This window comes from Agrobacterium sp. DE0009 (assembly GCF_007680755.1).
GTDB lineage: Bacteria > Pseudomonadota > Alphaproteobacteria > Rhizobiales > Rhizobiaceae > Agrobacterium > Agrobacterium tumefaciens_B.
In genome coordinates this window covers 156,102-180,282 of record NZ_VEIU01000002.1, presented here as the reverse complement: position 1 = coordinate 180,282, position 24,181 = coordinate 156,102, and the positions used below count along the sequence as shown (strand labels likewise).

24 protein-coding genes are annotated in these 24,181 nt (G+C 57.5%); 11 read left to right on the top strand and 13 right to left on the bottom strand.

Translation table 11 applies throughout. From position 1 onward, the window contains the following. Positions 1-137 precede the first annotated feature (137 nt). The 7 genes from FS804_RS10295 to FS804_RS10265 all read right to left on the bottom strand — a co-directional run bounded on the left by FS804_RS10295 (position 138) and on the right by FS804_RS10265 (position 5,842). Positions 138-848, bottom strand: coding sequence for an anti-sigma factor domain-containing protein (locus FS804_RS10295; RefSeq protein WP_144576513.1), 711 nt, complete (start codon positions 846-848; stop codon positions 138-140). Continuing rightward, entirely contained in the window at positions 845-1,387 is a 543-nt protein-coding gene (locus tag FS804_RS10290) for a sigma-70 family RNA polymerase sigma factor (RefSeq protein WP_144576512.1), read from the bottom strand. Before FS804_RS10290 ends, FS804_RS10295 begins: the two co-directional genes overlap by 4 nt. Before the next feature lie 122 nt (positions 1,388-1,509). Then, positions 1,510-1,941 (bottom strand): DUF2177 family protein, encoded by a 432-nt coding sequence (locus FS804_RS10285; RefSeq protein ID WP_063946888.1) that lies wholly within the window; start codon positions 1,939-1,941, stop codon positions 1,510-1,512. 90 nt (positions 1,942-2,031) lie between these two features. Then, positions 2,032-2,409 (bottom strand): DUF2147 domain-containing protein, encoded by a 378-nt coding sequence (locus FS804_RS10280; RefSeq protein ID WP_144576511.1) that lies wholly within the window; start codon positions 2,407-2,409, stop codon positions 2,032-2,034. A 25-nt stretch (positions 2,410-2,434) separates the two neighbouring features. Then, positions 2,435-3,667, bottom strand: coding sequence for a cyclopropane-fatty-acyl-phospholipid synthase family protein (locus FS804_RS10275; RefSeq protein ID WP_144576510.1), 1,233 nt, complete (start codon positions 3,665-3,667; stop codon positions 2,435-2,437). Beyond that, a complete protein-coding gene (locus FS804_RS10270; RefSeq protein WP_144576509.1) occupies positions 3,654-4,472 on the bottom strand; it encodes a DUF1365 domain-containing protein in 819 nt (272 codons plus the stop codon). The genes FS804_RS10275 and FS804_RS10270 overlap by 14 nt, the downstream gene beginning before the upstream one ends. Next, positions 4,469-5,842, bottom strand: coding sequence for an NAD(P)/FAD-dependent oxidoreductase (locus tag FS804_RS10265; protein ID WP_144576508.1), 1,374 nt, complete (start codon positions 5,840-5,842; stop codon positions 4,469-4,471). Before FS804_RS10265 ends, FS804_RS10270 begins: the two co-directional genes overlap by 4 nt. A 225-nt stretch (positions 5,843-6,067) precedes the next feature. Here FS804_RS10265 and FS804_RS10260 point away from each other — a divergent pair, with 225 nt between their 5' ends. The 5 genes from FS804_RS10260 to FS804_RS10240 all read left to right on the top strand — a co-directional run bounded on the left by FS804_RS10260 (position 6,068) and on the right by FS804_RS10240 (position 10,998). Beyond that, positions 6,068-6,823, top strand: coding sequence for a DUF1295 domain-containing protein (locus FS804_RS10260; protein WP_246665869.1), 756 nt, complete (start codon positions 6,068-6,070; stop codon positions 6,821-6,823). Then, positions 6,820-7,845 carry a cyclopropane-fatty-acyl-phospholipid synthase family protein gene (locus FS804_RS10255; protein ID WP_144576506.1) on the top strand — a complete coding sequence of 342 codons (1,026 nt, stop codon included), beginning with the start codon at positions 6,820-6,822 and terminating at the stop codon, positions 7,843-7,845. The genes FS804_RS10260 and FS804_RS10255 overlap by 4 nt, the downstream gene beginning before the upstream one ends. Before the next feature lie 222 nt (positions 7,846-8,067). Then, positions 8,068-9,522 (top strand): CHASE3 domain-containing protein, encoded by a 1,455-nt coding sequence (locus FS804_RS10250; protein WP_144576505.1) that lies wholly within the window; start codon positions 8,068-8,070, stop codon positions 9,520-9,522. After that, positions 9,519-9,956, top strand: a complete 438-nt coding sequence (locus FS804_RS10245) for a response regulator (protein ID WP_063946896.1) — start codon at positions 9,519-9,521, stop codon at positions 9,954-9,956. The genes FS804_RS10250 and FS804_RS10245 overlap by 4 nt, the downstream gene beginning before the upstream one ends. A 4-nt stretch (positions 9,957-9,960) precedes the next feature. Continuing rightward, complete coding sequence (locus FS804_RS10240) at positions 9,961-10,998, top strand: sensor histidine kinase (protein WP_063946897.1); 1,038 nt, start codon at positions 9,961-9,963, stop codon at positions 10,996-10,998. 26 nt (positions 10,999-11,024) lie between these two features. On the opposite strand, the gene FS804_RS10235 is transcribed toward FS804_RS10240, so the two are convergent. Genes FS804_RS10235 through FS804_RS10220 form a run of 4 tightly spaced genes read right to left on the bottom strand, consistent with a single transcriptional unit; the run spans position 11,025 to position 14,169 of the window. Then, positions 11,025-11,696 carry a transporter substrate-binding domain-containing protein gene (locus tag FS804_RS10235; RefSeq protein WP_144576504.1) on the bottom strand — a complete coding sequence of 224 codons (672 nt, stop codon included), beginning with the start codon at positions 11,694-11,696 and terminating at the stop codon, positions 11,025-11,027. 2 nt (positions 11,697-11,698) lie between these two features. After that, the gene (hpaI, locus tag FS804_RS10230) at positions 11,699-12,469 is read right to left on the bottom strand and encodes a 4-hydroxy-2-oxoheptanedioate aldolase (RefSeq protein WP_144576503.1); all 771 of its coding nucleotides are present in this window, start codon (positions 12,467-12,469) and stop codon (positions 11,699-11,701) included. Positions 12,470-12,478: 9 nt separating this feature from the next. Beyond that, complete coding sequence (gene hpaH, locus FS804_RS10225; RefSeq protein WP_144576502.1) at positions 12,479-13,261, bottom strand: 2-oxo-hept-4-ene-1,7-dioate hydratase; 783 nt, start codon at positions 13,259-13,261, stop codon at positions 12,479-12,481. Between the two features lie 14 nt (positions 13,262-13,275). Then, positions 13,276-14,169: an intradiol ring-cleavage dioxygenase gene (locus FS804_RS10220; RefSeq protein ID WP_144576501.1), complete on the bottom strand. Its 894-nt coding sequence runs from the start codon at positions 14,167-14,169 to the stop codon at positions 13,276-13,278. Between the two features lie 241 nt (positions 14,170-14,410). Between FS804_RS10220 and FS804_RS10215 the strand changes: the two genes are divergently transcribed. The 5 genes from FS804_RS10215 (at position 14,411) to FS804_RS10195 (ending at position 21,197) form a co-directional block, all read left to right on the top strand. Further along, complete coding sequence (locus tag FS804_RS10215; protein WP_144576500.1) at positions 14,411-15,145, top strand: GntR family transcriptional regulator; 735 nt, start codon at positions 14,411-14,413, stop codon at positions 15,143-15,145. After that, a complete protein-coding gene (locus FS804_RS10210; RefSeq protein ID WP_144576499.1) occupies positions 15,142-15,957 on the top strand; it encodes a sugar phosphate isomerase/epimerase in 816 nt (271 codons plus the stop codon). Before FS804_RS10215 ends, FS804_RS10210 begins: the two co-directional genes overlap by 4 nt. A gap of 358 nt (positions 15,958-16,315) precedes the next feature. Continuing rightward, a complete protein-coding gene (locus tag FS804_RS10205; protein WP_246665868.1) occupies positions 16,316-17,776 on the top strand; it encodes an HlyD family efflux transporter periplasmic adaptor subunit in 1,461 nt (486 codons plus the stop codon). A 128-nt stretch (positions 17,777-17,904) separates the two neighbouring features. Further along, positions 17,905-19,872, top strand: coding sequence for a glycosyltransferase family 2 protein (locus tag FS804_RS10200; RefSeq protein WP_144576498.1), 1,968 nt, complete (start codon positions 17,905-17,907; stop codon positions 19,870-19,872). A gap of 62 nt (positions 19,873-19,934) precedes the next feature. Continuing rightward, a complete protein-coding gene (locus FS804_RS10195; protein ID WP_144576496.1) occupies positions 19,935-21,197 on the top strand; it encodes a hypothetical protein in 1,263 nt (420 codons plus the stop codon). A 197-nt stretch (positions 21,198-21,394) separates the two neighbouring features. Here the strand turns inward: FS804_RS10195 and FS804_RS10190 are convergent, their stop codons facing one another. Continuing rightward, the gene (locus FS804_RS10190) at positions 21,395-21,757 is read right to left on the bottom strand and encodes a hypothetical protein (RefSeq protein WP_144576930.1); all 363 of its coding nucleotides are present in this window, start codon (positions 21,755-21,757) and stop codon (positions 21,395-21,397) included. Positions 21,758-21,956: 199 nt separating this feature from the next. Between FS804_RS10190 and FS804_RS10185 the strand changes: the two genes are divergently transcribed. Beyond that, on the top strand, positions 21,957-23,645 hold the full coding sequence (locus FS804_RS10185; RefSeq protein ID WP_144576495.1) for a dihydroxyacetone kinase family protein: 1,689 nt from the start codon (positions 21,957-21,959) through the stop codon (positions 23,643-23,645). A 67-nt stretch (positions 23,646-23,712) separates the two neighbouring features. Here the strand turns inward: FS804_RS10185 and FS804_RS10180 are convergent, their stop codons facing one another. Then, positions 23,713-24,171, bottom strand: a complete 459-nt coding sequence (locus tag FS804_RS10180; protein ID WP_144576494.1) for an Lrp/AsnC family transcriptional regulator — start codon at positions 24,169-24,171, stop codon at positions 23,713-23,715. Between the last annotated feature and the right edge of the window lie 10 nt (positions 24,172-24,181).

Genomic DNA, 24,181 nt, shown 5'->3' with positions numbered 1-24,181 from the left:
TATACATCCTGACAGGACATAAGAAGAGATTGCAGGCTTTCAACGTTCCCGGCGCGGGCGTTGAATTTTCTGTGTCCGAACGTGATCTTGCCGCCCTCCCAGCCAGAGAATCTCTCCTGAGGCGCGGCGAAGCGCGGCTATGAAGACCGCGCCGTGCCGACCGCGATGACCGGACCGGTCGCTTGACCGGTGGGCGATCCGCCGAAGGGTTCCACACTGATGGCGAAGGTCGTGCCCGCCGTTATCTCTTGGCGCATGTTGGCGGGGATGATCAGGTCACCCGTCGCCCCCGGCTGGAATACGCCCAGCGAACGCGTCTTGCCGCCATCCATCACAAGCCACAGTTCCAGTGACTTCTCGTCGCTCTTGCCGGTCGCAACAGGGACGATATGCATTCGTCCCGATTCCGCATCGTAAGATGCGAGCAGATTGACTTGGCTGTCCGTGGTGGCAAGCTCAGCCACAAGCGGTGCGGTGCCCTGCCGGTTATCGGGCAGCGCTGCGTAGACAATGGCTGCCACCGCCGCCGCACTCGTCGCGACTGAAATCCAGCGCCAGAACGATGCCGAATTCCAAAGGCTGCCGTTGTTGTTGGCAGCCTTGCCGCCGAACAGGCGCTCTTCAATACGGGCAAAAACAGTGGCGCTTGGCACCTGTTCCGCATATTCGGCATTAAAGTCGGAAAACTCGGCTTCCCAGCGCTGCACGAGTTGCGCGAAAGCCGTGTCGTCTTCAATCCGCCGTTCCAGTTCGCGGCGCTTTTCGAGCGGTAAAACGCCAAGCACATATTCGCCGGCGAGTATTTCATCGCGCGAGTGCTTTCCTCCGCTCTGGTCGCCCGTTGTCATCGCTGCATGCACTCTCTAAGTTTGAGAAGACTGCGCCGCAGCCATGTTCTGATGGTATTTAACGGCACGCGCAGCTCTTCTGCGAGTTCGATATAGCTCAAACCTTCGACATAGGCCCGGCGGACCGCCTGTGCATGAACCGTCTCCAGTTGCTTCATGCAATCGTCGATCCTGCGGCCTTCATCTGTCAGAACGACCTGCTGTTCGGGGTCGCGGACGGACTCGTCAGCCAGATCGTAGGCCTCATCAAGGTCGTCGCCAATCGGTTTGCGTGCCCGGATCGTGTCGATTGCATGATTGCGGGCGATTGCCGCAAGCCAGGTGGTCGGCTTGCCGGCGGTTGTGGCGAAAGTCCGGGCTCGCTGCCAGACCTTGATATAGATTTCCTGCAGGGCCTCTTCGGCGTCGGTTCTGTCGCGCAGGATTTTCATGCAGATGCCGAAAAGCTTCGGGCTGGTTGCCTGATAAAGCGAGACGAATGCTGAACGATCACCCATGCCGACACGGTTGATAAGGGTAGCGATCTCTGTGCCCTGCATTCGAACCTTCCTTGCTGCTCGCCCTTTATAGGGTTGTCTTTCGCAGGAAAACAAGAGACGCCAGACAGGAAGTTCGCGCCATGGCAGAACCGAGGGCGATAGAGTGGTGAATGAACAGGCTGTCATGAGACGCCCGCCGAATTTTCAAGTGGGCCAAGCAGACGCACGGTAACGAGATAACCAATGGTCGCCGCGGCGGCGGAAACAAATGTTCCCCACACCAGATCGGCAATGGTAAGGGTCGTTGGCCAGGTCTTCAACGTTGCCTGGTTGGTCAGATCGTAGGTGGCATAGGCCATGAAGCCAACAACTGCGCCATAGAGGAGCGCGGACGTCCATTCTCCCGAGAGCAGGGCAGGCCGGACCGCGAGGAACGTCAGCCCCGCAGCGTAGATGAGATAGAAGATGATCGCCGGCGCAGCCCTGAAATTGTCAGCCAGGAGCTCGCCGATGGCGGGTCGGTAAAGGCGCGATGCCATCGTGCTCAGCCAGATGAAATCGATCACCAGAAAGGCGACGAGGGTCAGGACATAGGCGGCGATATAGGTCTTCATCGGTACTTTCCCTTTCAGGACATGAGAGAATGCGAGGTTGGTGTTGAAGCGGTTTAATCAATCGGATCGATGGGACAGCCGAGGAGAATCTTAGTCGATCCTGGTCCAATCGATGCCTTTGCAAAGGAGGCCGGCGACAATGCAGCCTTTCGTGGTCATGCTGTTACCCGCCACCGTCACCGTTAGCTTGTAGGACTTGTCGCGCTGCGGGTCGAAGGCGGTGCCGGAATAGCTTCCAGCCCCGCTTTCCTTGATGGTCATGATCAGCCGGTCGCCAGTCTTTTCCTTCGGCGTGCCCGGCTTTATCCAGGTATTGGTGGCGCACATGTTTTGCCCGCAGGGAGCAATGACCACTTTCGCCTTGCCGTCACCGCGCGCCCAATTGCCCTCGATATCCGCTGCCGTAGCGCTGAATGCGGCGAGCAGAGGGACCAGCGCGAATGCGATGTTCAACCTTTTGATGCGCATTGCTTATCTCCGAGTTCGTCGCGCCTCATGGATGTTCGATCGTGTAGAAGCCGACATTGATGGTCCCCTCAATGAAGCCGGCCTCGCAATAACACAGGTAATAATCCCAGAGCCTGCGGAAGCGCTCGTCAAAGCCCAGCAGCGAAATCGTCTGCCACTTCGCATGGAAACGGTGTCGCCAATCCGCAAGGGTGCGGGCATAGGACTGTCCGAAGAGCTCCTTGTCGGTGAGCTTCATGCCGGCTTTGCCGACCGCCTTTTCAAGTGCGCTGTCGGACGGAAGGAAGCCACCCGGGAAAACATATTTCTGGATGAAATCGGCCTTTCGCCGATAGGTATCGAAGCGGTCCTCATCGATCGAAATAATCTGGAGGACTGCGCGGCCGCCAGGTTTCAGGCACCGCTTCAGCGCTTCGAAATAGCTGGGCCAGTAGGCCTCTCCGACAGCCTCGAACATTTCGATCGAGACGATACGATCAAATTGTCCATTCACGTCCCGGTAATCCTGCAGCCTCAGATCGATGGAAGCTGTTTTCTCTGCTTTTACGACCGCTGATGTCGCCCATTGCAATTGTGAGGGAGAGAGCGTGATGCCGGTGACGTTGGAGCCGCTATGTGTCGCGAGATGGATTGCCAGCGCTCCCCAGCCGCAGCCGATCTCCAACACGCTTTCGCCGCCGGTCAGTTGCAGCTTTTCGGCAATGCGATCCAGTTTCCTGAGCTGCGCAGTTTCGAGCGTTTTTGTCGTGTCATCGAAGATTGCCGAAGAATAGAGCATCGAGGAATCGAGCCATTGCCGGTAGAACTCGTTGCCGAGATCGTAATGAGCTTCGATGTTGCGACGGCTGCCGCGTTTTGTGTTGGCGTTCAACGCATGTGCGATCCGGTTGACGAAACGCATCGGCAAACTTCCCCGCGTCGAATTTTCGAAGGCCTCGCGGTTTTGCGCGGCAAAACGGATAAGTGCGGTCAGGTCGGGCGTCGACCAATCATTTTCCATATAGCCCTCGGCAAAGCCGATATCACCGTTGACGAGAAGCCTGCGGATCGCCCGCCAGTTGTGCAGTACGAGGACCGCCTCGGTGCCATCGGTCTCGCCCGATCGTTCCAGCGTTGTACCGCCTGGGAGGGTGATACGGATTCGGCCACGCTCGATATTGTTCAAGAGCCGGTTGATGAGCCAGATGCCCAAGCGCGGGCCACGGTTCAGGCTGGCATTTTGCACCGGAAGTTCCGACAGATTGTCAAACGGGGTCATGTATCTTGGCCTCGATTTGCGACGATAATGGTGGGATGAAGGAGATAGGCTCGGCAGGCGGCGGCGGGCGTTTTCGAAGGTTGACGCCTTTCAGCCAGATTTTCAGGGCTTCCCAATGGATGCCCAGGACGACCTTGAGTGTCAGAAACGGTATGCTAACGAAGGCTTGGAGAAGCGCACGGTCGGTGAGCTCCGCGCGTCGGGCAAGATGCCGCGCGGTCAAGACGATGCCGTCCCTGTCGCAAGTCTGAATGACGATCTTCAGCGTATCGGCAGGGGGCGCGACGCGGAAAACATAGCGCAGTTCCATGTCCATAAAGGGCGAGACGTAAAACGCCTTGTCGCACCGCTGGACGACCTCATCGTCTTCACACATTTCGGCCGGGATGAGATAGGAATGTCTCTCACCAAAAGTATTATCGACTTCCCAGAGGATAGCCTTCAACGACATGTCGCGGCCGTAGCAGAAGAACACGCTGAGAGGATTGAAGGCCCAGCCGAGCAGACGCGGCATGGTGAGCAGTCGAATCGGTCCTCCGTCCGCGACGATGCCCGCCGCGATCATTGCTGTTTCGATCTGCCGACGAAGATCTGCCGTGCTCCCGTTGCCCCGATCCTTGCGATGGAAAGAAAACAGGTTAAACCGGTCCACGGAGAAAAATCGCAGTTTTCGGTGGAGAAGGTCCAGCTCGTCGAGATCGAGAAGCAGAGAGTAAATCCGGTAGGCCAGCTTGTGACTTTTGGGCTTGAAGCGCGCATGGGTCACATGGCCTGGAAAAAGTGCAGAGGCGAGGGGAGGCGTCATGCAACAGCCTCCATCGGTTTTTCGTCTTTCGCGATCGTTGACAGATCCAGCCGGACTATCCGGCCGCTTTCGTCGGCAACCTGCCAAGGTCGTTTGACACCACCGAGGTCCTCGGCGACAGCGAGGCCCGCCTGAAGCCCGTCTTCATGAAAGCCGGAGCCGAAATAGGCCCCACAGAACCAGGTGTTTCGAAGACCCTGCAACGCCCAGAGCTGCTGGCGCATCTGTTCGGTGCCGGCGTCGAAAACCGGGTGCTGATAGGTTTCCTCTGCGATTATCTTTCCCTGCTCCGGCTCGCGTAACGGGTTTAGCGTTACGAAAGTGTCGACGGTCTCTCCGAGAGGCTGAAGCCTGTTCATCCAGTAGGTGATGCTCGGCTGTCCGGCATACCTTTTCGTGTCTGTCACATAGTTCCAACTGGACCATGCGGCGCGACGGCGCGGCATGAAGCTGCTGTCGGTGTGTAAAACAGCTCGGTTTTGCGTATAGGCAAATGCGCCGAGAATGCGCCGCTCATGGGGCGTAGCATCGGCCAGCATATCCAGGGCCTGATCGGCGTGGGCCGCGATCACAACGTCATCGTAACGTTCGACTTTTCCATTTCCACTCACTATCTCCACGCCATCGGGCAGGCGGTTGATGCGCGTCACGGGAGTGGAAAGGTGAACGCGGTCATCGAAAGGTGCGGTGATGCGTTTGACATATTCCCGCGAGCCACCAACAACCGTGCGCCAGATCGGTCGGTTGCGCAAAAGAAGCAGCCCATGATTGCGGCAGAACTTTATGAAATGTGCCGCCGGGTACCGGCCGACTTCCATCGCCGGCGTTGACCAGATCGCCGCTGCCATCGGGTAGAGGTGGTCGTCACGGAACGCCGGGCCATAGTGGTTGCGGGTCAGATAGTCATCGAGCGAGATGTCGCCCATGGTGGGCAGATCGCGAGGGGCGTTGCGGTAAAATCGCAGGACGTCGGCAAGCATGGACCAGAAACGCGGCCTGATGAGATTGGATTTCTGTGCGAGAAGGCCAAATCCGGTTCCGCCGGAATACTCGAAGCTGCCATTATCGAGAGACACCGCGAAAGACATGTTGGATGCGGCCGTTGGCACGCCGAGGACTTTGAAAAGTGCGGTGAGGTTGGGGTAGGTCACCTCGTTATAAACGATGAAACCGGTATCGACGTGAACAGGTCCATTATCAGTGTCGAAGGTGACGGTATTGGTATGGCCGCCAATACGGTCAGATGCTTCGAAAACCGTCACATCGTGTCGCTGCGACAGAAGCCACGCCGCCGACAGGCCCGAAATGCCCGTGCCCACCACGGCGATCCGGCGCTGGCCTACCTGTTGTCTTGCTTCAGTGCCGCTCATCTTTCCTCGCCGTTGCATTTTAAAAATTTGTCTGCGTCTGCCGGCAGATACGGGCGAGTGGCCTGATAAGTTTCAGGCGGCCAATGTTTTTTTGAATTTTTTTCTGAAACCTGAAACTCTTTCGGTGGTTCGGTCGTATTTGCTGTCACCAAACCTGGCCCCAACCTTCAAAGCACGGTGACCGGAGCAGTGACATTTTCTGTGATAATCATGCTGGCCGTTCTGATGTCTTTGCTTATGGCTGGTGCCTGGGCATTGCAAAGGGCGACAGGCTCAAGCGGCTGGATCGATACCGTTTGGTCAGCGAGCGTCGGCGTGGGGGGTATTACAGCCGTCATTCTGGCTGCGGGCGATGCTCATCGTCGTGTCGCCGTTGCGGCTCTCGTCCTCGTCTGGTCGTTACGGCTGGCGGGACACATTGGCTTGCGCACGCGCGGTGGCGGCGAAGACCCCCGTTATGCAAAGCTTATCGAGGAATGGGGCAGCGCCGCTTCTTTTCGGCTCTTCGTATTTCTGCAGATTCAAGCAGTCGCTGCCTTCGTGCTCGTCCTTGCGGTCTATCTTGCCGCCGGTAACGTCACCGGGTTTCCGCGCCTCGTCGATTGTCTCGCGATCGTCATCGCGCTAGGCGCGCTTCTGGGTGAGGCGATCTCGGACGCGCAGCTTTCGGCGTTTCGAAAAAGTCCCGAAGCCAAGACCGGCGTCTGTGAAACCGGCCTTTGGCGTTACTCCCGTCATCCCAATTACTTCTTCGAGTGGCTTTTCTGGTGCAGTTTCCCGCTCCTCGCCATTCACGGTCAGGCTGTCTCATGGGCGTCGCTCGCCGCGCCTGCCATGATGTACTGGCTGCTCGTTCACGTGTCAGGCATTCCGCCACTTGAAGACCACATGTTGAAATCTCGCGGCGAAAAATTCCGCGCATTGCAGAAGCGCGTCAACGCTTTCTTCCCCGGCCCACGCAAAATCGAGGAAACACCATGAATATGCTTGCCGTCGCCATCAACGCCGCCGAGCGTGCACCGCTCGCCGATAGCCTCACGCTCGCTGGGATTGACATGCTCTGTGGGCGAACCAAGCGACGGCTTGCGAAAATTCCGACCAATGCCGAACTCGACTTCGTGGCGAATATGCCGAATTTTCCGGTCGCAAGTCATACCGATGAGGCGAACAAGCAGCATTATGAGGTGCCCGCAGAGTTCTTCTCGCTGGTCCTCGGCGCGCAGCGTAAATACTCATGCTGCTATTACCCAAACGCCAGGACGACGCTCGACGAGGCTGAGGATGTCGCTCTGGCTGAAACCGTGGAGCACGCCGACCTGGAGGACGGCATGGACATTCTCGAACTCGGCTGCGGTTGGGGTTCGCTGTCGCTTTACATGGCCGGCCGCTATCCGAGCGCCAGGATCACGTCCGTCTCGAATTCCGCATCGCAACGCGAATACATCATGGCGCGTGCGCAAGAGCGCGGATTTTCCAACCTGTCGGTCATAACGGCGGATATGAATGATTTCGCGGCCGACGCGCTGTTTGACCGTGTCGTGTCGGTTGAAATGTTCGAGCATATGTCGAACTGGAGCACATTATTCGCGCGCGTGCATTCCTGGCTAAAGCCCGACGGCAGATTTTTCCTGCATGTGTTCAACCATCACAACAGGTCGTATCGTTTCGATCACAATAATTCCGCGGATTGGATTGCGCAGCATTTCTTCACGGGCGGCATCATGCCCGCTTTCGATCTCCCCCGCCGGTTTGATGGTGTTTTTACCGTTGAGCGCGAGTGGCGCTGGTCCGGGTTGCATTATCGGCGCACGGCTCTCGATTGGCTAGCCAACTTCGACCGCGAAATCGAAAATATCAGACCCATCCTGAAGCGCGTTTATGGCAATGAGGCCCGCCTTTGGGAACGACGGTGGCGACTGTTCTTTCTGGCAACCGCAGGGCTTTTCGGCCATGATGATGGAAATATCTGGGGCGTAGGTCATTATCTGATGGCGAAGGCGTGATAACCGTATCGCTGTCAGCTTGATGAATCTGTTTGGCGCGCCTTTGATGAGTGAGGGCGGAGTCAAATAATGGCTGGATCGTCAGTCGGTTCCATTAGCGCATAAAAATAAATCGTTCGCTTCAAGCGCTCCTGTACTCTAGGTTGGCCCGCGAATTAGCTGCCTACCGGGAATGTTGTTGCTGTGACTGGTTTTTCACCGTTTGCCCAGCGAAGCCTTTTGATGCTTGCTGTCGGCGTTGCGATTTTGATTGGCATGGTCTCCACATCGTTGTGGCTCGTGCAGGTGAACAATCATTACTCCCAGGAGACGGCCCAGTTGCGCCGTGTGCGTGCCGCAATTCTGGACGTGCTGACGACGATGCAGGACATCGAAACCGGGCAGCGCGGATATCTGCTTACGAACAATCCCGATTATCTGGGGCCGTATGAGGAGGCGCTGCGTGGCCTCCCCGCACGGCAGTCGAGACTTCTCGATCTTCTGAAGGACGAAGAACAGTATAAGGCATCTCTCTCAGGCCTGGAGCAGGCAATCGATGCGAAGCTCGCGGAAACCCGAGAAACGATCGATTTGCAGCGCGCCGGTCGCATCATGGAGGCGGTTGAGGTCGTTCGCAACAATGACGGCAAACGCTTCATGAACGAAATCAGGACGGTGCTATCGGATCTGCAGTCTCATACCGACGATCGCCTTCGTATCATCGTCGCCGACCAACTTCAGGCGGCCAACACGTTGCGTTGGGTGACGATTGGTGGTGCGGTCGCGATTCTTGCCGTCGTCGGCGGCTCGATCCTTCTTGTCTTCACGTATATCCGCGCTTTGACCAAGTCGCGGGAGGACGTGGACGAACTCAACCGTCATCTTGAGGAACGCGTCGAGGAAAGAACACGGGATCTTCGTCGTGCCAATCAGGAAATCCAGCGTTTTGCCTATATCGTCACCCATGACCTGCGCGCCCCGCTGGTTAATATCATGGGCTTCCTCTCTGAATTCGACACGTCGCTGAAGCCCGTCACGAGCTATATTCTGGCTGACGGCAAAGGTCCGACAGAAGAGGTCATCCGCGAAGCGCGGCTGGCGGTTGATGAGGATATACCGGAGGCGATTGGTTTCATTCGGTCATCCACCAAAAAAATGGATCAACTGATTAACGCCATTCTGAAGATATCCCGCGATGGCCAGCGCAAGCTGCAGCCCGAAAAGGTGGATATCGAGACATTGTTGTCGTCACTGTCGGAGACGGTTCGCCATCAGATCACCGCCAATGGCGGTGAAATCGAAGTGGATACGCCGAAGCTGACGATTATCACCGACCGGATATCCCTCGACCAGATCCTTGGCAATCTTTTCGACAACGCCGTGAAGTACCAGATGCCCGGCCGCCCGCTGCGTCTGACGGCACGCGCTTACCCGGCGGGGCGGGGCGCGATCTGCATCGAGGTGGGAGACAATGGACGTGGGATCGGCGAGCAGGATCTCGAACGGGTCTTCGAACTATTCCGGCGGGCCGGAAACCAGGATCAGCCGGGGGAGGGCATAGGTCTCGCGCATGTTCGCTCGCTAATCAGAAATTTAGGAGGTGATATTAAAGTTGAGTCGAAACTTGGTGAGGGCAGCAAGTTCCTCTTGCTGCTGCCGAGTGACCTCAGACGAGTGACAAAGGAAGGCGACAAATGAAAGCGACCGGTCAGGAAGTAACGATCGTGATGATCGAAGACGACGAGGGCCATGCCCGTCTGATCGAGAAAAATGTGCGGCGGGCTGGCGTGAACAACGAGATCGTGCCATTCACACTGGGCGCAAAAGCACTCGATTACATCTTGGGCGAAAGTCGGGATGGCCTTGTCAGCAAGGACCGCTATCTTCTGGTGCTGCTCGACCTCAATCTGCCTGATATGTCGGGCATCACTATTCTTGAGCAGATCAAGAGCAACGAATACACCCGTCGTTTGCCTGTCGTGGTTTTGACGACCACCGATGACGAGACGGAAATCCAGAAATGTTATGATCTGGGCGCGAATGTCTATATAACCAAACCGGTCGATTATGAGGGCTTCGCCAGTGCCATCAAAAATCTCGGCCTGTTCTTCTCCGTAATTCAGATACCTTGAAGGCATGATGGCTCTGCGCGTTTTGTATGTCGATGACGACCCGGCTTTGGCAAGGCTTTCGAGCCGAGTCCTTGGTCGCCATGGAATGGAGGTGGTTCACGCCGCCTCCGTCGCTTCCGGACTCGAGCTTTTTCAAAACGGGCAGTTCGATGTGGTTGTTCTCGACCACTATTTTCAGACGTCGACCGGAATGGAGTTCCTTGCTGCGATACACTCCATACCGTCGCGCGTCCCTGTTCTTTATGTCACCGGATCCAACGAAGCCCGGATTGCCATCGATGCGCTGAAGGCAGGCGCTGCTGACTACGTCATCAAGAATGTCGGGGATGACTTTTTTCCGCTTTTGCTGACCGCCATCAATCAGGCACTGGAAAATCATCGCCTCCGCCAGACGAAGGAGGAGGCGGACCGTCTGCTGGTGACGGCGAAAGAGCATGCGGAAATGATGGTGAAAGAAATGAACCATCGTGTCGCAAACAGTTTGTCGTTGGTGTCGGCCATGATCCGGCTGCAAATAAATACGCTGAATTCCCAGGAAGCGGAAACTGCGTTGCTGGAAACGCAGAGCCGGATTTCCGCCATCGCCGGCGTTCACCGCAGCCTCTATAATACTGCCAATGTCGGCCTCGTTTCGCTGAACTCCTATCTGACCTCGATCATCGGGGATCTGTTCCAGGCCGTGCCCGGATCGTCCTCCATCACGATTGAAACGTCGCTTTGCGAGGTGGACCTCAACGCCGACCATGCCGTGGCGCTTGGTGTCATCATCACCGAGCTTCTGACCAATGCCCTTAAATATGCCTATCCTGACCAGACTGGCACAGTTCGCGTCAACCTCTCCGAGGATAATGGCCAATTTGTTCTGGTTGTCGAGGATGACGGCGTGGGCGTGCAGCCGGGCTCAATTCCTCGCGGCACAGGCCTCGGTACGAAGCTGATCATGGCAATGGCGCAAAATCTCGGCGCGCGGGTTGAACAGACCCACACCCATCCGGAGCTGCAAAAAGGCACCCGTCTGTCGATGATCTGGAACGAAAAATAACGACGGGTTTCCGCCGCCGCGCACGCTCAGAGGGTTTCCGTGTAGCGCGTTACGAACTCTTCCAGAAAAGCAGCCGCGAGTTCCATCTCCCTTAAGACCGCGATGGTCTGGGGAATCTCGGAGAACGCGTCGTCCAGTTTACGAAGATTGGCGTCCTCCGCTGCCGCCGCTTCGAGGGATTGTTTCAGCCCTGCCGCAGCATGACAGGCTCCGGCCTTCAACTGTTCAGTTGCTTCAGCTGCGGTGCCGACATGAAGAATCGTCGCGTGCTTGATCAGGCGTTCCAACTGTTTTGTATAAGCGGCCCCTTGCGCAGCCGCGATGATAGAGCCGGGTTTGTCGACATCCGCTACCCGCATGTATTCCGATTGTGCCGGCACAAGAAATGTAGCCGTCACAAACGCATAGGGCGGCGAAAACGAAAACCGGTCAACGCGCGATGGATCTGCGGCAATGAAGGCGACATCCCATTCGCTGCGATCCGCAGCAGCCAATATCGCTGCTGCGGACGGATATTCCAGAATCGTGAGCGGGAATCCGGCTTCGGCCGCCAATGCCTGAGCGAGATCGATGCTTGGCCCGGTGAGAACACCCGTCGCAGCGTTGATGCGGGCAAGCGCCGCGTTGGAGATGTTGACCGCCGCACGGATCGCGCCCGTTGGCGCGATCTCATGGGCAATCTCGGTCCGATCAGCCATCTTTATGCCGGCTCCGAGAACCTGCCGTAAAGCGCTTCTGCCCCGCGCGCCAAGAGGGCGACGTCGATGCCGACGGCCGTGAAGAGGGTTCCGAGCTCGATGCAGCGTTTCGCAAATTTCTCGTCCGGTGTGAGGATTCCAGCGGGTTTCCCCAACCGCTTCAAAAGTGCGATCGCATTTTCGATCGCTTCGACCACCTCTGGCGTCCCCGGCTGACCGGGATAACCGAAGCTTGCCGCAAGGTCTGCCGGCCCGATGAAGATTCCATCCACGCCTTCCACCGAAGCTATCGCCTCGATATTGGCCATGGCCTCACGGGTTTCGACCTGCAGGAGAACGCAGAGTTCCCGTTCGGCCTGTTGGGCGTAGTTTTTGACCCGGCCAAACCGTGTGGCGCGCGTGAGTGCTGACACGCCCCTGATGCCGGCGGGCGGATAGCGGGTGGCGGCAACGGCAGCCCTGGCCTCGTCGGCGTTCTGAATGAAGGGGATCAGCAGTGTCTGGACACCGATATCAAGAAAGCGCTTGATGAGGACGGGGTCGTTGGCGGCCGGTCGCACGATTGGCGAAACCTTGTAAGGAGCGACGGCCTGCAACTGCGGCATGACGGTCAAAACGTCGCTCGGCGAGTGTTCGGTATCGAAGAGCAGCCAGTCGAAACCGGCGGGCGCGACGATCTCGGCCGCATAACTGCCCGGCAGGCCGCACCACAGCCCGATCTGGCTTTCGCCCGCGCGCAGCTTTGCTTTGAATTGATTGACCGGAAGATCCATGTTCCCACCTTACACGAAAGAGACGCCGATCGAGCCGATCGGGCCGTAATCTGCCTGGATGACATCACCTTTGACGATATCGACGGGCCGCGTAAAGGACCCTGCAAGGACGATCTGCCCCTTCTTCAGGCCACCGCCCACGGCATGCAGCTTGTTGACCAGCCACGCAACGCCAGCGGCAGGATGCCCCATGATCGCCGCCGACACGCCGGATTCCTCGATAATCCCGTTTTTGGAAAGCGTAGCGCCGACCCAGCGTACGTCGATATCCATCGGACGGATAACACGTCCACCGACCACGATGGCGCCGAACGCCGCATTGTCAGCGATAGTATCGGTGATCGCGCGGGGTACTTCGGTGCGGTAGTCGATAATCTCGAGGGCCGGCACGACAAATTCGGTCGCGCGCATCACGTCGTAGATGCGCGTGCCTGTGCCATGCAGGTCTTCTCCCATGATGAAGGCCAACTCGACCTCGAGGCGCGGCTTGATGAACAGCTCAGCCTTGATCTGTGCACCGTCGTTATAAAGCGCGTCGTCAAGAATGACCCCATAGTCGGGCTCGGTCATTTTAGACGCCATCTGCATGGCGCGGGACGTGAGGCCGATCTTGTGGCCAACGATCCGGGCGCCGCGAGCGACGCGGGATTGGGCCCAGAGCCCCTGAATGCGATAGGCGTCCTCGATATCGAGTTCCGGATAGGTTTTGCTGGGCTGAACGATCGGCTTTCTGTCGGTCTCGGCTTTCAGAATAGCATCAGCAGCGGCCTGGCGTTGTTCCTCGGTGATCATAAATGGCTCCGGAATTATTTGATCGGCGGGCGCGGCAGAACGGCTTCGCCCGGCTCCATGGTGTAGGTGTAATCAAGCGAGAACCACGGTCCCACAACATCTTTGTCGCTGGGGTGGGGCTCATCATGGCGAATGAAATCTCCCGTGAGGGCGGCCGTCACGCCGAACTGCACGTCGGAATCAATATGAGGATCGCTCGGGTCGAAAACCTGCGAGATCAGTGTCTTGAAGCCCGGTTTGAATATGAGTGCGTGCAGGTGGGCCGGCCTATACGGATGTCGACCCTGCGCCTTGAGCATCCGCCCGACGACGCCGTCGACGGGGATAGGATAACCGACCATTTTCACGGTCCGGAACCAGAAGCAGCCATCCTCGTCTGTGGTGAATTTTCCGCGCAGGTTCATCTCTGCCTGATCAGGGTCCTGGTTTTCATAGAGACCGACAGGAGAAGCATGCCAGACATCGACCTCCGCACCTGAAATCGGATTGCCGTGCCGATCAATGACGCGGGCGCGAACGAAGAGCGGATCTCCCGGAGTACTGGAGCGGATGATCGTTCCGCCATTTTCTACCCGCGGGGAGTTGAGGCGCCAGAAGGGGCCGAGCAGCGACTGCGATGTCTCCGTCTGGCCGTTATCACCATTGTTCAACAGACAGACGAGAGAGGATACGCCAAGGGAGCCCGAGATCAGAACGAACTCATTGTGCGTATCGGTCTGCAGCTGACCGATTTCGTTCAAGATGGCCGTTGCCTCGCGGAACTCTGGCTCCGTTAAACGCACTTCCCGAACGAACGCATGGAGGTGCTTGACCAGCGCCACCAGAATTTCACGCATTCGTGGATCGGATGTCTGACTCATCGCCCCGATGACCGCAGGCGTGATGTCGCTTTCGCTTTTGATGACCATAGGCACCTCCCAATGCAGAGTCAGTACGAAAATAATCGATTATTTGTCAAGCGTCGATCAAGCGAAAGCGGTTGCTGGAATGGTCTTGTAGTCGATGCCGGAGATTTCTGGGCCTTACGAAGGCAATTTTCGTCATCATCACGCCTCTTTGGGAATGTCGCGAGCGATTTTCCTACAATCCGTTGACAATAATAATCGTTTATTCTACCGCTCATCATCAAGTTTTGTCACGCGGGGTGTCATGAAACAGCAGGCCAACGATCCGATCGGAGGGGGCAATCAAACCGCCAGCGGTGGATTTTCGGACGATGGCAAGAATACCATCGGCAGCCAGCTTGCCACGCGGCTACGCGAAGCGATCATTTCCGGTGATCTGGAAGCGGGCAGCAAGATCAATCTCGACAAGGCGCGACAATCCTTCAACGTCAGCCTGAGCCCGCTTCGCGAGGGCCTTGCGCGCCTGATATCCGACGGTCTTGTCGAGTTTGAGGATAATCGTGGCTACCGTGTCTCGCCTGTGTCGCTCGCCAATCTGGAGGAAGTCACCAGCCTGCGCGAAGAACTCGAGGTTTTCGCCCTGAAGGAAGCCATTCGGGTGGGTAATGTGGAGTGGGAGGGAAACGTCATGCGCGCCCTGCACAAGCTCAACCGCGCCGAGCGGGATGCAGCAAGGCCCGGGACTCTGGAGTACTGGGAAACCGTGCATCGCGATTTCCACCTCGCTTTGATATCGGGATGTGGCAAACCGCTTCTTCTTCAGTTCTGCAACACCCTGCTTAATCTCAATGATCGTTATCGAAGGGCGTTCCTTTCACAGACATCCGGTGACAGAAACGTCAATCAAGAACACAGCGAGATAGCCCAGGGTGCGGTCGCCCGGGACAGCGATTTCGCGACCGACAAGCTTCGCCAGCATATTCATCGCACGGGCAGCAATCTCCTGGAGCATCTTGCCCGCGCGGGGGTGGTACGATGACAGACAGCAAACCAACCCTGCAGAAGGTGCTCGGTGTTGCCCATTTTTCCGCAATAACGCTGCCACCGTCACAGTTTGTGCGCTGCGCCGCCAAAGCAGGTTTCAATGCGGTTGGATTGAGATTGCATCCTGCCTTTCCCGGCGCGCCTTATTACGAGCTGCCGAAGGGCAGCAAGTCCGCAGCGGAATTTCGCGCACTTCTCGACAGCGAAGGCATGAGCGTCTTCGACATCGAGTTTTTTGTTATTGACCCGCAATTCGATGCGGCCGCTGTCGAAGCGATCGTCGCTGCGGCGGCGGACATTGGCGCCAGACGCCTGTCCGCCTGCGGCGATGATGCCGACCGACAACGTCTTGTCGATAACCTCGGCAGCTTTTGCACCGTCGCTGCTCGCCACGGCATGGCCGTCGATCTGGAAAACATGGGTTGGCGCACAGTCAGCACCTATCGCCAAAGCGCTACCATCATAAATGACTGTGCCCAGACCAATGCGGGCGTGCTTGTCGACGCCATTCATTTCTTTCGCAACGGCGGAAACGTCAATGAGATCGATCGCAACATCGTCAGGCACGTGCAGCTCTGTGATGTCTCCGGTGCTGCACCGGCGACACCTGAAGGGATGATAAACGAAGCTAGATCGGGCCGTCTCGCCCCGGGCGAGGGTATCCTGCCCTTGCACGACCTCCTCGCTGCCGTTGAGGATGGGGCAGCCATTTCAGTTGAAGTGCCCTTGGTCGGAACCTCCGATGCCAAGGAGCATCTGCGAAATCTCAATCTCAAGGCTCGAAGACTTCTGCGGTCTTTCCAATGAAGGAGCCGGCGTTTCGGGCACGCGATTCCCGCGCGCATCGACTGCATGCCTGTTTGTCGCCGGACGCCAAGAACAAGCGATTGCGCCCATGGGTTGCATTCGACTTCTGCCGCTTTTTTGGTCTCTACACGGCTGAGAAGTTTTACGCGCACCTTCTAATATGAAGAGATTAAAAATCTGCCCGATAAGTTCTCATGGATGAATTTTTGCGTCCACTAAATAGGCGAAAGCCCAAAGTTTTATCATCCATCAAAAATACATTAATGCAATCTTAACGATGTTGCGCCGCACAAAAACTTGCGACACGATTTCAATACTGAGGGAGGAACGCTTGCTTAACAACCACAGGAGTTGATTCATGCTGTTCCGTAATAAGTCCAAGGAAAGAAATAATGGGGCGTCTGTGAGGCTGGCGTCCTATACTGTTCTAGGTGTCGTCGCTACGGTATTTTCTTCTTCTGTATTTCCACCTGTGTTCACGTCGCAGACCAGTCGTGCACTGATCAACGCGCCGATCATTCCTTTGACCACCCCGATTAGCGGCGTGGTCAAATTATCGGATGATAAAGGCAAGGCAACCATCGAAAACGACAAGGTCGACAAAACGACCCTCATCGGCTTGAAGGTGCAGTTGGCAGCGCTCGATAATGAAATGCACCAGAAGAACTCGATTATCGGAGATTATGCGTCCCGGATCCAAGATTTGAACAAGGATCTCTCCAGCCAGCAGGCGGCGCTGCTCATCCGGACTCAATCCGATCTTGCGGCTGCGGAGGCTGCCTTGCAGATGGTGACCTATTCCACCCGCATCGCAAAAGCTGAGGCAACGAGAAAACAGAAGCTGGTAGCGAAGGGTGTCTATTTCGGTATCGGCGATGATATTGCCGACACGATACAGCTTGAAGATGTAAAATTGCAGGCGGCCAGGGTTGCCGTGGACAAACTCAACAAGGAAATGAGCTTTGCCCGGCAAGGAATTTATATCGGCTCTGATCTGCAGTCGCTGCAAAATCTCCAGCAGGAAATCCGCACACGTTCAGCCGACCTGATGCAGATCCAGATGCAGATGACGACGTTGGAGACCAGACGCAGCGAACTGAAAACGCTGGCCTCGGCAGAGGCGGCCCGCATCGAGCGTCTTACCCGCGCAGATCTCGCGATCCCGGCCGGAACGACACTTTACAAGCCGGTCGCGGCAACCGGACGCGAGGTTGTCGCTGGCGATACGCTCGCGGAAGCGCTGGATTGCCGCAATGCTTTCGTGGTTGCCATTTTCTCCGAGCGCCAGGCGCAGGCCCTCTCCGTCGGCTCGCGGGTTAAGGTTAATGCCGATGGCTGGAACCAGGAAGCCGACGGTCTGGTGGAGCGGCTGGTGCCGCGCACGACGGAACGGGTGGACCTGGACTACGCCGTGCCTTTTCCGCCGACAGAAAGGCGCGAGCTCTACGCTTTCATCCGCGTCGACGGCGCCAACCAGCAAAAACTTGCGCGTGATACCGCTTGTTCGGTCGGAACATGGGTGAGCGTAAGTCTGCCGAATGAGTGGCTCGGAAAGACGCAGGACTATGTTCATGAGGCATCCAGCAGCCTGTTAAAACTCGCCCAAACCTCCGTCGATGAGCTTCCTGGCGTCACCGAGGCTACCTGGTCGCTTATCGAAACCTCGCGCGACAGGGTCTTCGACTACATGGGCATCAGGCCAGCCAAACAGGCGCGCCAGCCGCAGATTGCTGAACGGTTGCCTCAACAAGGGGTCCTGCCGCATCAAACGACGGCCAGCCCCAGCGCGGCAAAAACCGTCTCGCGAACTCAATCCTGACACCGCACGGATTGGGTGAGCCCTGCGGGCCCGTTTATTGGCCCGTAGGGCAAGCGCCTCATCTTCCACATTACGCTCTTGCCTGCGCCCGCATCTAAGCGCGGAAGGACCTTGTTGAGGTTAGTTCGATGTATTTCAGCTCCGAAGGTGACATCCAGTCCATACTTTACGTCAACCTTGTCATCGCACTTGGCGCAATCCTTTTCGCCATGCTTGCCGATCCCAAGAGGTTCGTCGACAGGCTGGCATTCAGCGTCATCATGCTTCTTTCGCTTGGAACATACATCGTGTGGCGAGCCGTCGATACTTTGCCGCCCGTGGAATTCTCGCTGGAGGCCTTGTGGAACTATACATACTTCACATTCGAACTCATCTCGGTGCTCTATGCGATCGGTTCTATCCTTATCCTGATCCGGCGAACGGACTGGTCCGCCATCGCCGACCGTGGGGAGGCCGAACTCGAAAAAAATGGAGACGCTCCCTTGGTGGACGTCGTCATCTGCACCTACAATGAGCCGTTGAACGTCCTCGAAAAGTCGATCATTGCAGCTCAAGCCATGGATTATCCGAAGCTCCGTGTTTTCGTCTGTGACGATACGCGCAGACCGGAGGTCCGCGATTATTGCGACAGGGTCGGCGTCAACTACGTCACCCGTCCCGACAACAAACATGCCAAGGCGGGAAATCTGAACAATGCCCTTCGCCACAGCAATGCCCTGGCGGAGGTGTCGGATCTCATCATGGTGCTTGACGCCGACTTCGCGCCGCAGGCAAATTTCCTCAAACGCGTCACGGGGCTTTTCTCGGATCCAAAGGTGGCGGTGGTGCAAACGCCGCAATTTTATTTCAACAGAGATCCCATCCAACACAACCTGGGCATTGGTAAAAGCTTCGTCGATGACCAGCGTGTTTTCTTCGATGTATTCCAACCGGCGAAAGACGCGGCTGGTTGCGCATTCTGCGTCGGCACCAGCTTCGTCGTGCGTCGCTCTGCCGTAAATGACCTTGGCGGCTTTCCTTCGGAAGCACTTTCCGAGGACATGCTATTGACATATCGGCTGATGGAACAGGGATATGTCACACGCTGGCTAAATGAGAAACTCAGTGTCGGCTTATCGGCCGAGGGTATACCGGAATATATTACCCAGCGAACGCGCTGGTGTCTCGGTACGATCCAGATTGGTCTCCTGCGCACCGGTCCGCTCTGGCGCGGCAACTTCACGCTGACCCAGCGGCTGCATTATCTGCATGGCCTTTTCTGCTGGTTGTCGAAGCCTTTTATCCTTTGCTTGCTCCTCGCCCCTTCGATCTACTGGCTCACCGGCGTTTCGGCCCTTCAAGCCGATGAATTGATGTTCATGAAGCTGGGGCTGTCCTCTCTTGCGCTGTTCTGGACCTATTCCACCTGGATTTCCGGCAAACGCACCCTTCCTCTTTTCACGGAAGTGACACATGCCCTGACGGCGGTACCAATCACAATCACCCTTTTTCAAGCTATTCGAAAGCCGTTCGGACGGCCCTTTAAAGTGACGGAAAAGGGTGGAGACAGATCGCATGTGCGGGTTCATGCGCCCACGGCATTGTTTTTCGCCTTCGTTTCGGCGGCCTCGGCCGTGTCGATCGTGCTGGCCGTCTACAGCTGGGATTCTCCTTCGGAAATGTCCGCACGCGACTGCATGAACCTCATCTGGTCGGCCGTCGCGATGGTGATTGCTTTCACCAGCCTCATATGCTGCATAGAATTGCCCCGCTTCGACAAAGAAGAGCCGATCGAAGTCGATATTCCCGGAAAAATCCGCAGCGCCGACTCAATCCTGCCCGTTCGTATATCGAGACTGTCGACCGAAAGTGTTACTCTCTCGGAGATCTCCCTGGGCGTCGCTGATGCCGAGTCGGTTTTCGTACCGGAGGCTGGCTGGCTGCAGGTGGAGGCCGGCGGTACGCCCCAGGCGCCTTGCAAATATAATTTGCGTCTCACGGAGGAACAGCACAGGGCTGTTTTGCGACTTCTGTTCCGGACCGCTCCTGAGAACGTCGCCGGGCAGGGGGATCTTATGCAATCAATGCGGATGTTGTTCGCCCGCGCTTTCAGCTGACGGGCTGGTCCCCTTAGAGCGGCTGGATAGCATGAGGCTCGACAAGGCTTGAGGGAAACTGCATGTCCAACAAGACTATCCTCATCGGCTCATTATTTTGCAGTCTCGTGGCGGCGGACCCGGTCACCGCGACCGAAACTGCTAGAGATGTCGTTGCCACAAGGTTGTGCGCCGGACTTGCCGCAAGGATGGACGGCTCGGTCGGGCCCTTTCTTTTCCCCAGCTATGAGCCTGGAGAAGGTAGACAGCCACTTGACCCGGCCCTGGAGAATGCGGCTTTCACCTACGACAACGCCCTGGCATCCATCGCGCTTTTTGCCTGTCGCCAGGATGCAAAAGCCCTGCGCGTTGCCGATGCTTTACGCCTCGCGGTTGATCATGACAGGCATTACCGCGACGGCCGAATCCGCAATGCATATCGTTCCGGTGCCGTAACGGATATCAAGGAGCCCATGCTTCTGCCCGGGTTCTGGAATGCCAGGCTCAATGCCTGGATCGAAGACGATTATCAGGTTGGAACTGCGACCGGCAACGTTGCCTGGGCAGCACTTGCACTTTTAGCCGCGCATGAACAATCTGGCGACCAAACCTACCGGGCCGCTGCGGCAAGACTGGTTGGGTGGATCGACACCAGTACGAGGGGAAAAAGCGGTGTCGGCTACGCCGGCGGTACTTTCGGTCAGGAGCCCGCGCCAACCACACTGGATTGGAAATCGACTGAACATAATCTCGATATTTATGCAGCAGCCAATTGGCTTGCGGCAATCGATGACACGAGACAGTGGAAAGTCGTGCGGGATCAAGCCGGATCGTTCCTCGACGCCATGTGGAACGAGCGGGAAGGCCACTTCTACGTCGGTAGCCTGCCCGGCAGCGATCTACCAAACACCAGCCAGTCAGGTATCGATTCCGAACTTTGGCCGCTTCTTGCTGTGCCAGAATTTGAGGGCCGCGCCTCACGGGTTTTAAACTGGGTTGATAGGCACTACGCCGTCAATGGCGGGTTCGATTTCAATGACGATCGCGATGGCGTCTGGCTCGAAGGCACCGCACAGGCGGCGCTGACGTTTCAGCGTACTGGACAGAAAGGGAAAGCCGACAGTCTGCTCGAGACAATAAAAGCGAATATTTCGCCGAGCGGACTTGTTTATGCGACCCAAGATCGCGAACTGACGACCGGCCTGAAAATCGGTCCCGACTCCAACTCCGCCGACTTCAAGTATTTCAGGTTGCCGCATATCGGAGCCACGGCATGGGCCATTCTTGCGGCCAAAGACTGGAATCCATTTACTGGTAATGGTGTTGCACCCGCCCTGCTCAGGTGAGCATGTCGCGGGTCTTCGCGCTTCGCTTGCTGTTTGCCTCCCTTGGTTCAGCAATCAGGGCCTCAAAACTTCACATGCGATCCGGCCCGGCGCGGAATCCGGGCAGTCAGGCGGCAGCGCGACGCTTTTCTTCCAACTGACAGACAGCAGGAAACCCCGTCCGAGAACCCGTCGGGGAAAGGGCGAAGGTTGAAAACCTATGCTTCGACAGGCTCGCTCACGTCATCCAGAAGGAAGTGCACGATAACATAGCGTGTTGAATATTTATGACCGCTGTCGGCAACGCCTTCGACGGCGCCACCGTCTGCGGGGTGCCACTCCTTGTAGTGGGGATTATTCGTGATCAGGGTGATAGCCTTGCCCGTGAACTTGCCATCCAGCCTGTAGCGGGCCTCGGCAAGGCTCCAGATTTTTTCAAAATTTTCCTGGCTGATCCGGGCACGCAGGGCTTTCCTGGTTGTCGCCTTGCCGGTCGAACCATCGTCTCTGGCTACCGGTGGAATATGAAGGTCGACCTCTTCAGCACCATCAAGCAGAAAGGCATATTCGTCTGGCCACATCCGTCTCACGTATCGCTCCTCCCAAAGCTGCCGTCCGGTAGTGGCGACATGATAGCGCGTCCGTCGCGAGAGGCAATGGCGGAAATGTACCCCTGACGCGAGCGTCGGGAAATTGAAATCGGCTTTCAGATCGTGCTTGTTTTCGGTCGGCAGCGCGCGTTTGCGTCCCCGGTTGAGGAACCGCACGGAGGAAGAAGGCATGAAGAAGCTCATCAACAATCCAGTAACGGTCGTGCGGGAGATGCTTGAAGGGGTCGTAGCCCTTAGTCCTGCGACGATCCTGCTTGCTGATGACAACGTCGTGATTCAGTCCGGCCTTCCCGAACCGGATAAGCGGAAGGTGGCGGTGCTGTCTGGTGGCGGCAGCGGACATGAGCCCGCCCATGCAGGCTATGTCGGGGCGGGCATGCTGACCGTTGCGGTCGCAGGTGACGTTTTTACCTCGCCCAGCACTGATGCGGTTCTCGGGGGTATCAGGGCCGCGGCAGGGCCTGCCGGTGCCCTCCTTATCGTGAAGAACTATACAGGCGACAGGCTGAATTTCGGTCTGGCGGCAGAGCTGGCAAGGGCCGAAGGTATCCCCGTCGAGATCGTCGTCGTCGCAGACGACGTCGCGTTGAGGGATACGGTGTCCGCAGACCGACGCCGTGGCATCGCCGGGACGGTGCTGGTCCATAAGCTCGCCGGCGCGGCGGCCGAGAGGGGGCTTCCTCTTGAAGACGTGGCCCGTATTGCGCGCGAGGCCGCTGGGAAATTGGCTTCGATGGGAGTTGCGCTGGGCTCCTGCACGCTTCCGGCCGTCGGCAAGCCGGGCTTCGTGCTCGGGGAGGCGGAAATCGAAGTGGGGCTCGGGATTCATGGCGAGCAGGGCGTCCGGAGGATGCCCCTCGCGCCGGTGGACGAGCTAGTGACGCTGGTCCTCGACACCATCAAGGCCGATGGTAAGCTTAAAAGCGGGGATCGAGTGGCGCTTCTTGTCAACGGATTGGGATCAACGCCGCCGATGGAACTTGCGATCGTGGCACGCTCCGCGGTGGAGCGTCTCGAATCATTGGGCATATCCGTCGAGCGGGCCTGGGCAGGCACCTTCCTTTCGGCGCTGGATATGCCAGGCTTCTCTCTGTCAGTCATACCTGTCGATGCCGAAACCCTAAGCCTCATCGACGCGCCGACCGTGGCCACCGCGTGGCCCCGAGGCGGCGCCGTGAACAGGGAGCGGGTGCTGCCGTCGCACAATATTGAAAAGAGCGAGGCCGCTAAAAGAAGAAGAACCACAGCCGGAGATCGATTACATGCAGTCTCACGGCATGTGGCTAACGCGTTGATCGCCGCGGAGCCCAGGCTAACGGAGCTTGACAGCATCACAGGCGATGGCGACCTGGGGATGAGCATGGTGCGCGGTGCCGAAGCAATTCTTGCACTTCCGGAGCAGAGTTTCAGCGACGTTTCGGATGGATTGATGGCGATGGCAAACGCGATGCGAAAAGCGATCGGCGGAAGCTCGGGACCATTCTACGCCACCGGCCTGATGCGCGCTTCGCGCCAGCTTGCCGGGATCGAAAAGCCGACCGCCGAACAAATGGCCGACGCGTTTCTAGCTGCTGTCGCAGCCGTCTCGGAACTTGGTGGCGCCGGGCCAGGCGACCGCACCATGATTGACGCGCTGTATCCCGCGGCGGAAACGTTCAGGGAAAAACTTGGCGGCGGCGCATCTTCAGAGGATGCGTGGCGCTCGGCAGTGGCGGCGGGTGTCGCGGGTGCTGAAGCCACAGCGTCCATGAAGCCGCGTCTCGGTCGCGCGAGCTATCTCGGAGAGAGGGCTGTCGGACATCAGGATGCGGGAGCCGTTGCCGTTAGCATCTGGCTAGAAGCAATCACTGCCGGCTAGAAGAGCCATCGGCCAGACGTGGCTGAAGTTGGACGCCATCCTCGAAGCCGCTCGGACACAACCAAACTTAGACCCGTCGCGTCTTGATCGTGTTCATGACGAAGCTGGTCTCAATGGTGTCGACGCATTTCAGCTTCGCAATCTTGTCCTTTATGAAGCGCTCGTAATCCTCCAGTCCGCCGCACATGACCTTGAGCATATAATCCCGCGGGCCGGTCACCAGATGACACTCGAGAACCTCATCCCAGTCGAGAATGGCGGCTTCGAACATGCGGATTTCGTCATCGTGCTGGCGGCTGAGGCGGATGGAGGCGAGGGCGGTCATGGTCCATCCCTCGACCGCAGGATCAATGATGGCGGAATAACCTTTAATCGCGCCAATCTCCTCCAGGCGTCGCAGACGACGCAGGCACGCCGATGCTGACAGGCCGACCCGCTCTGCGAGTTCGTTGTTGGTGATCCGCGCGTCGGCCGACAGCTCCTTGAGGATTCTGCTGTCGATGGGGTCCGCAATTTTCTGCGACATAGTCGGCACT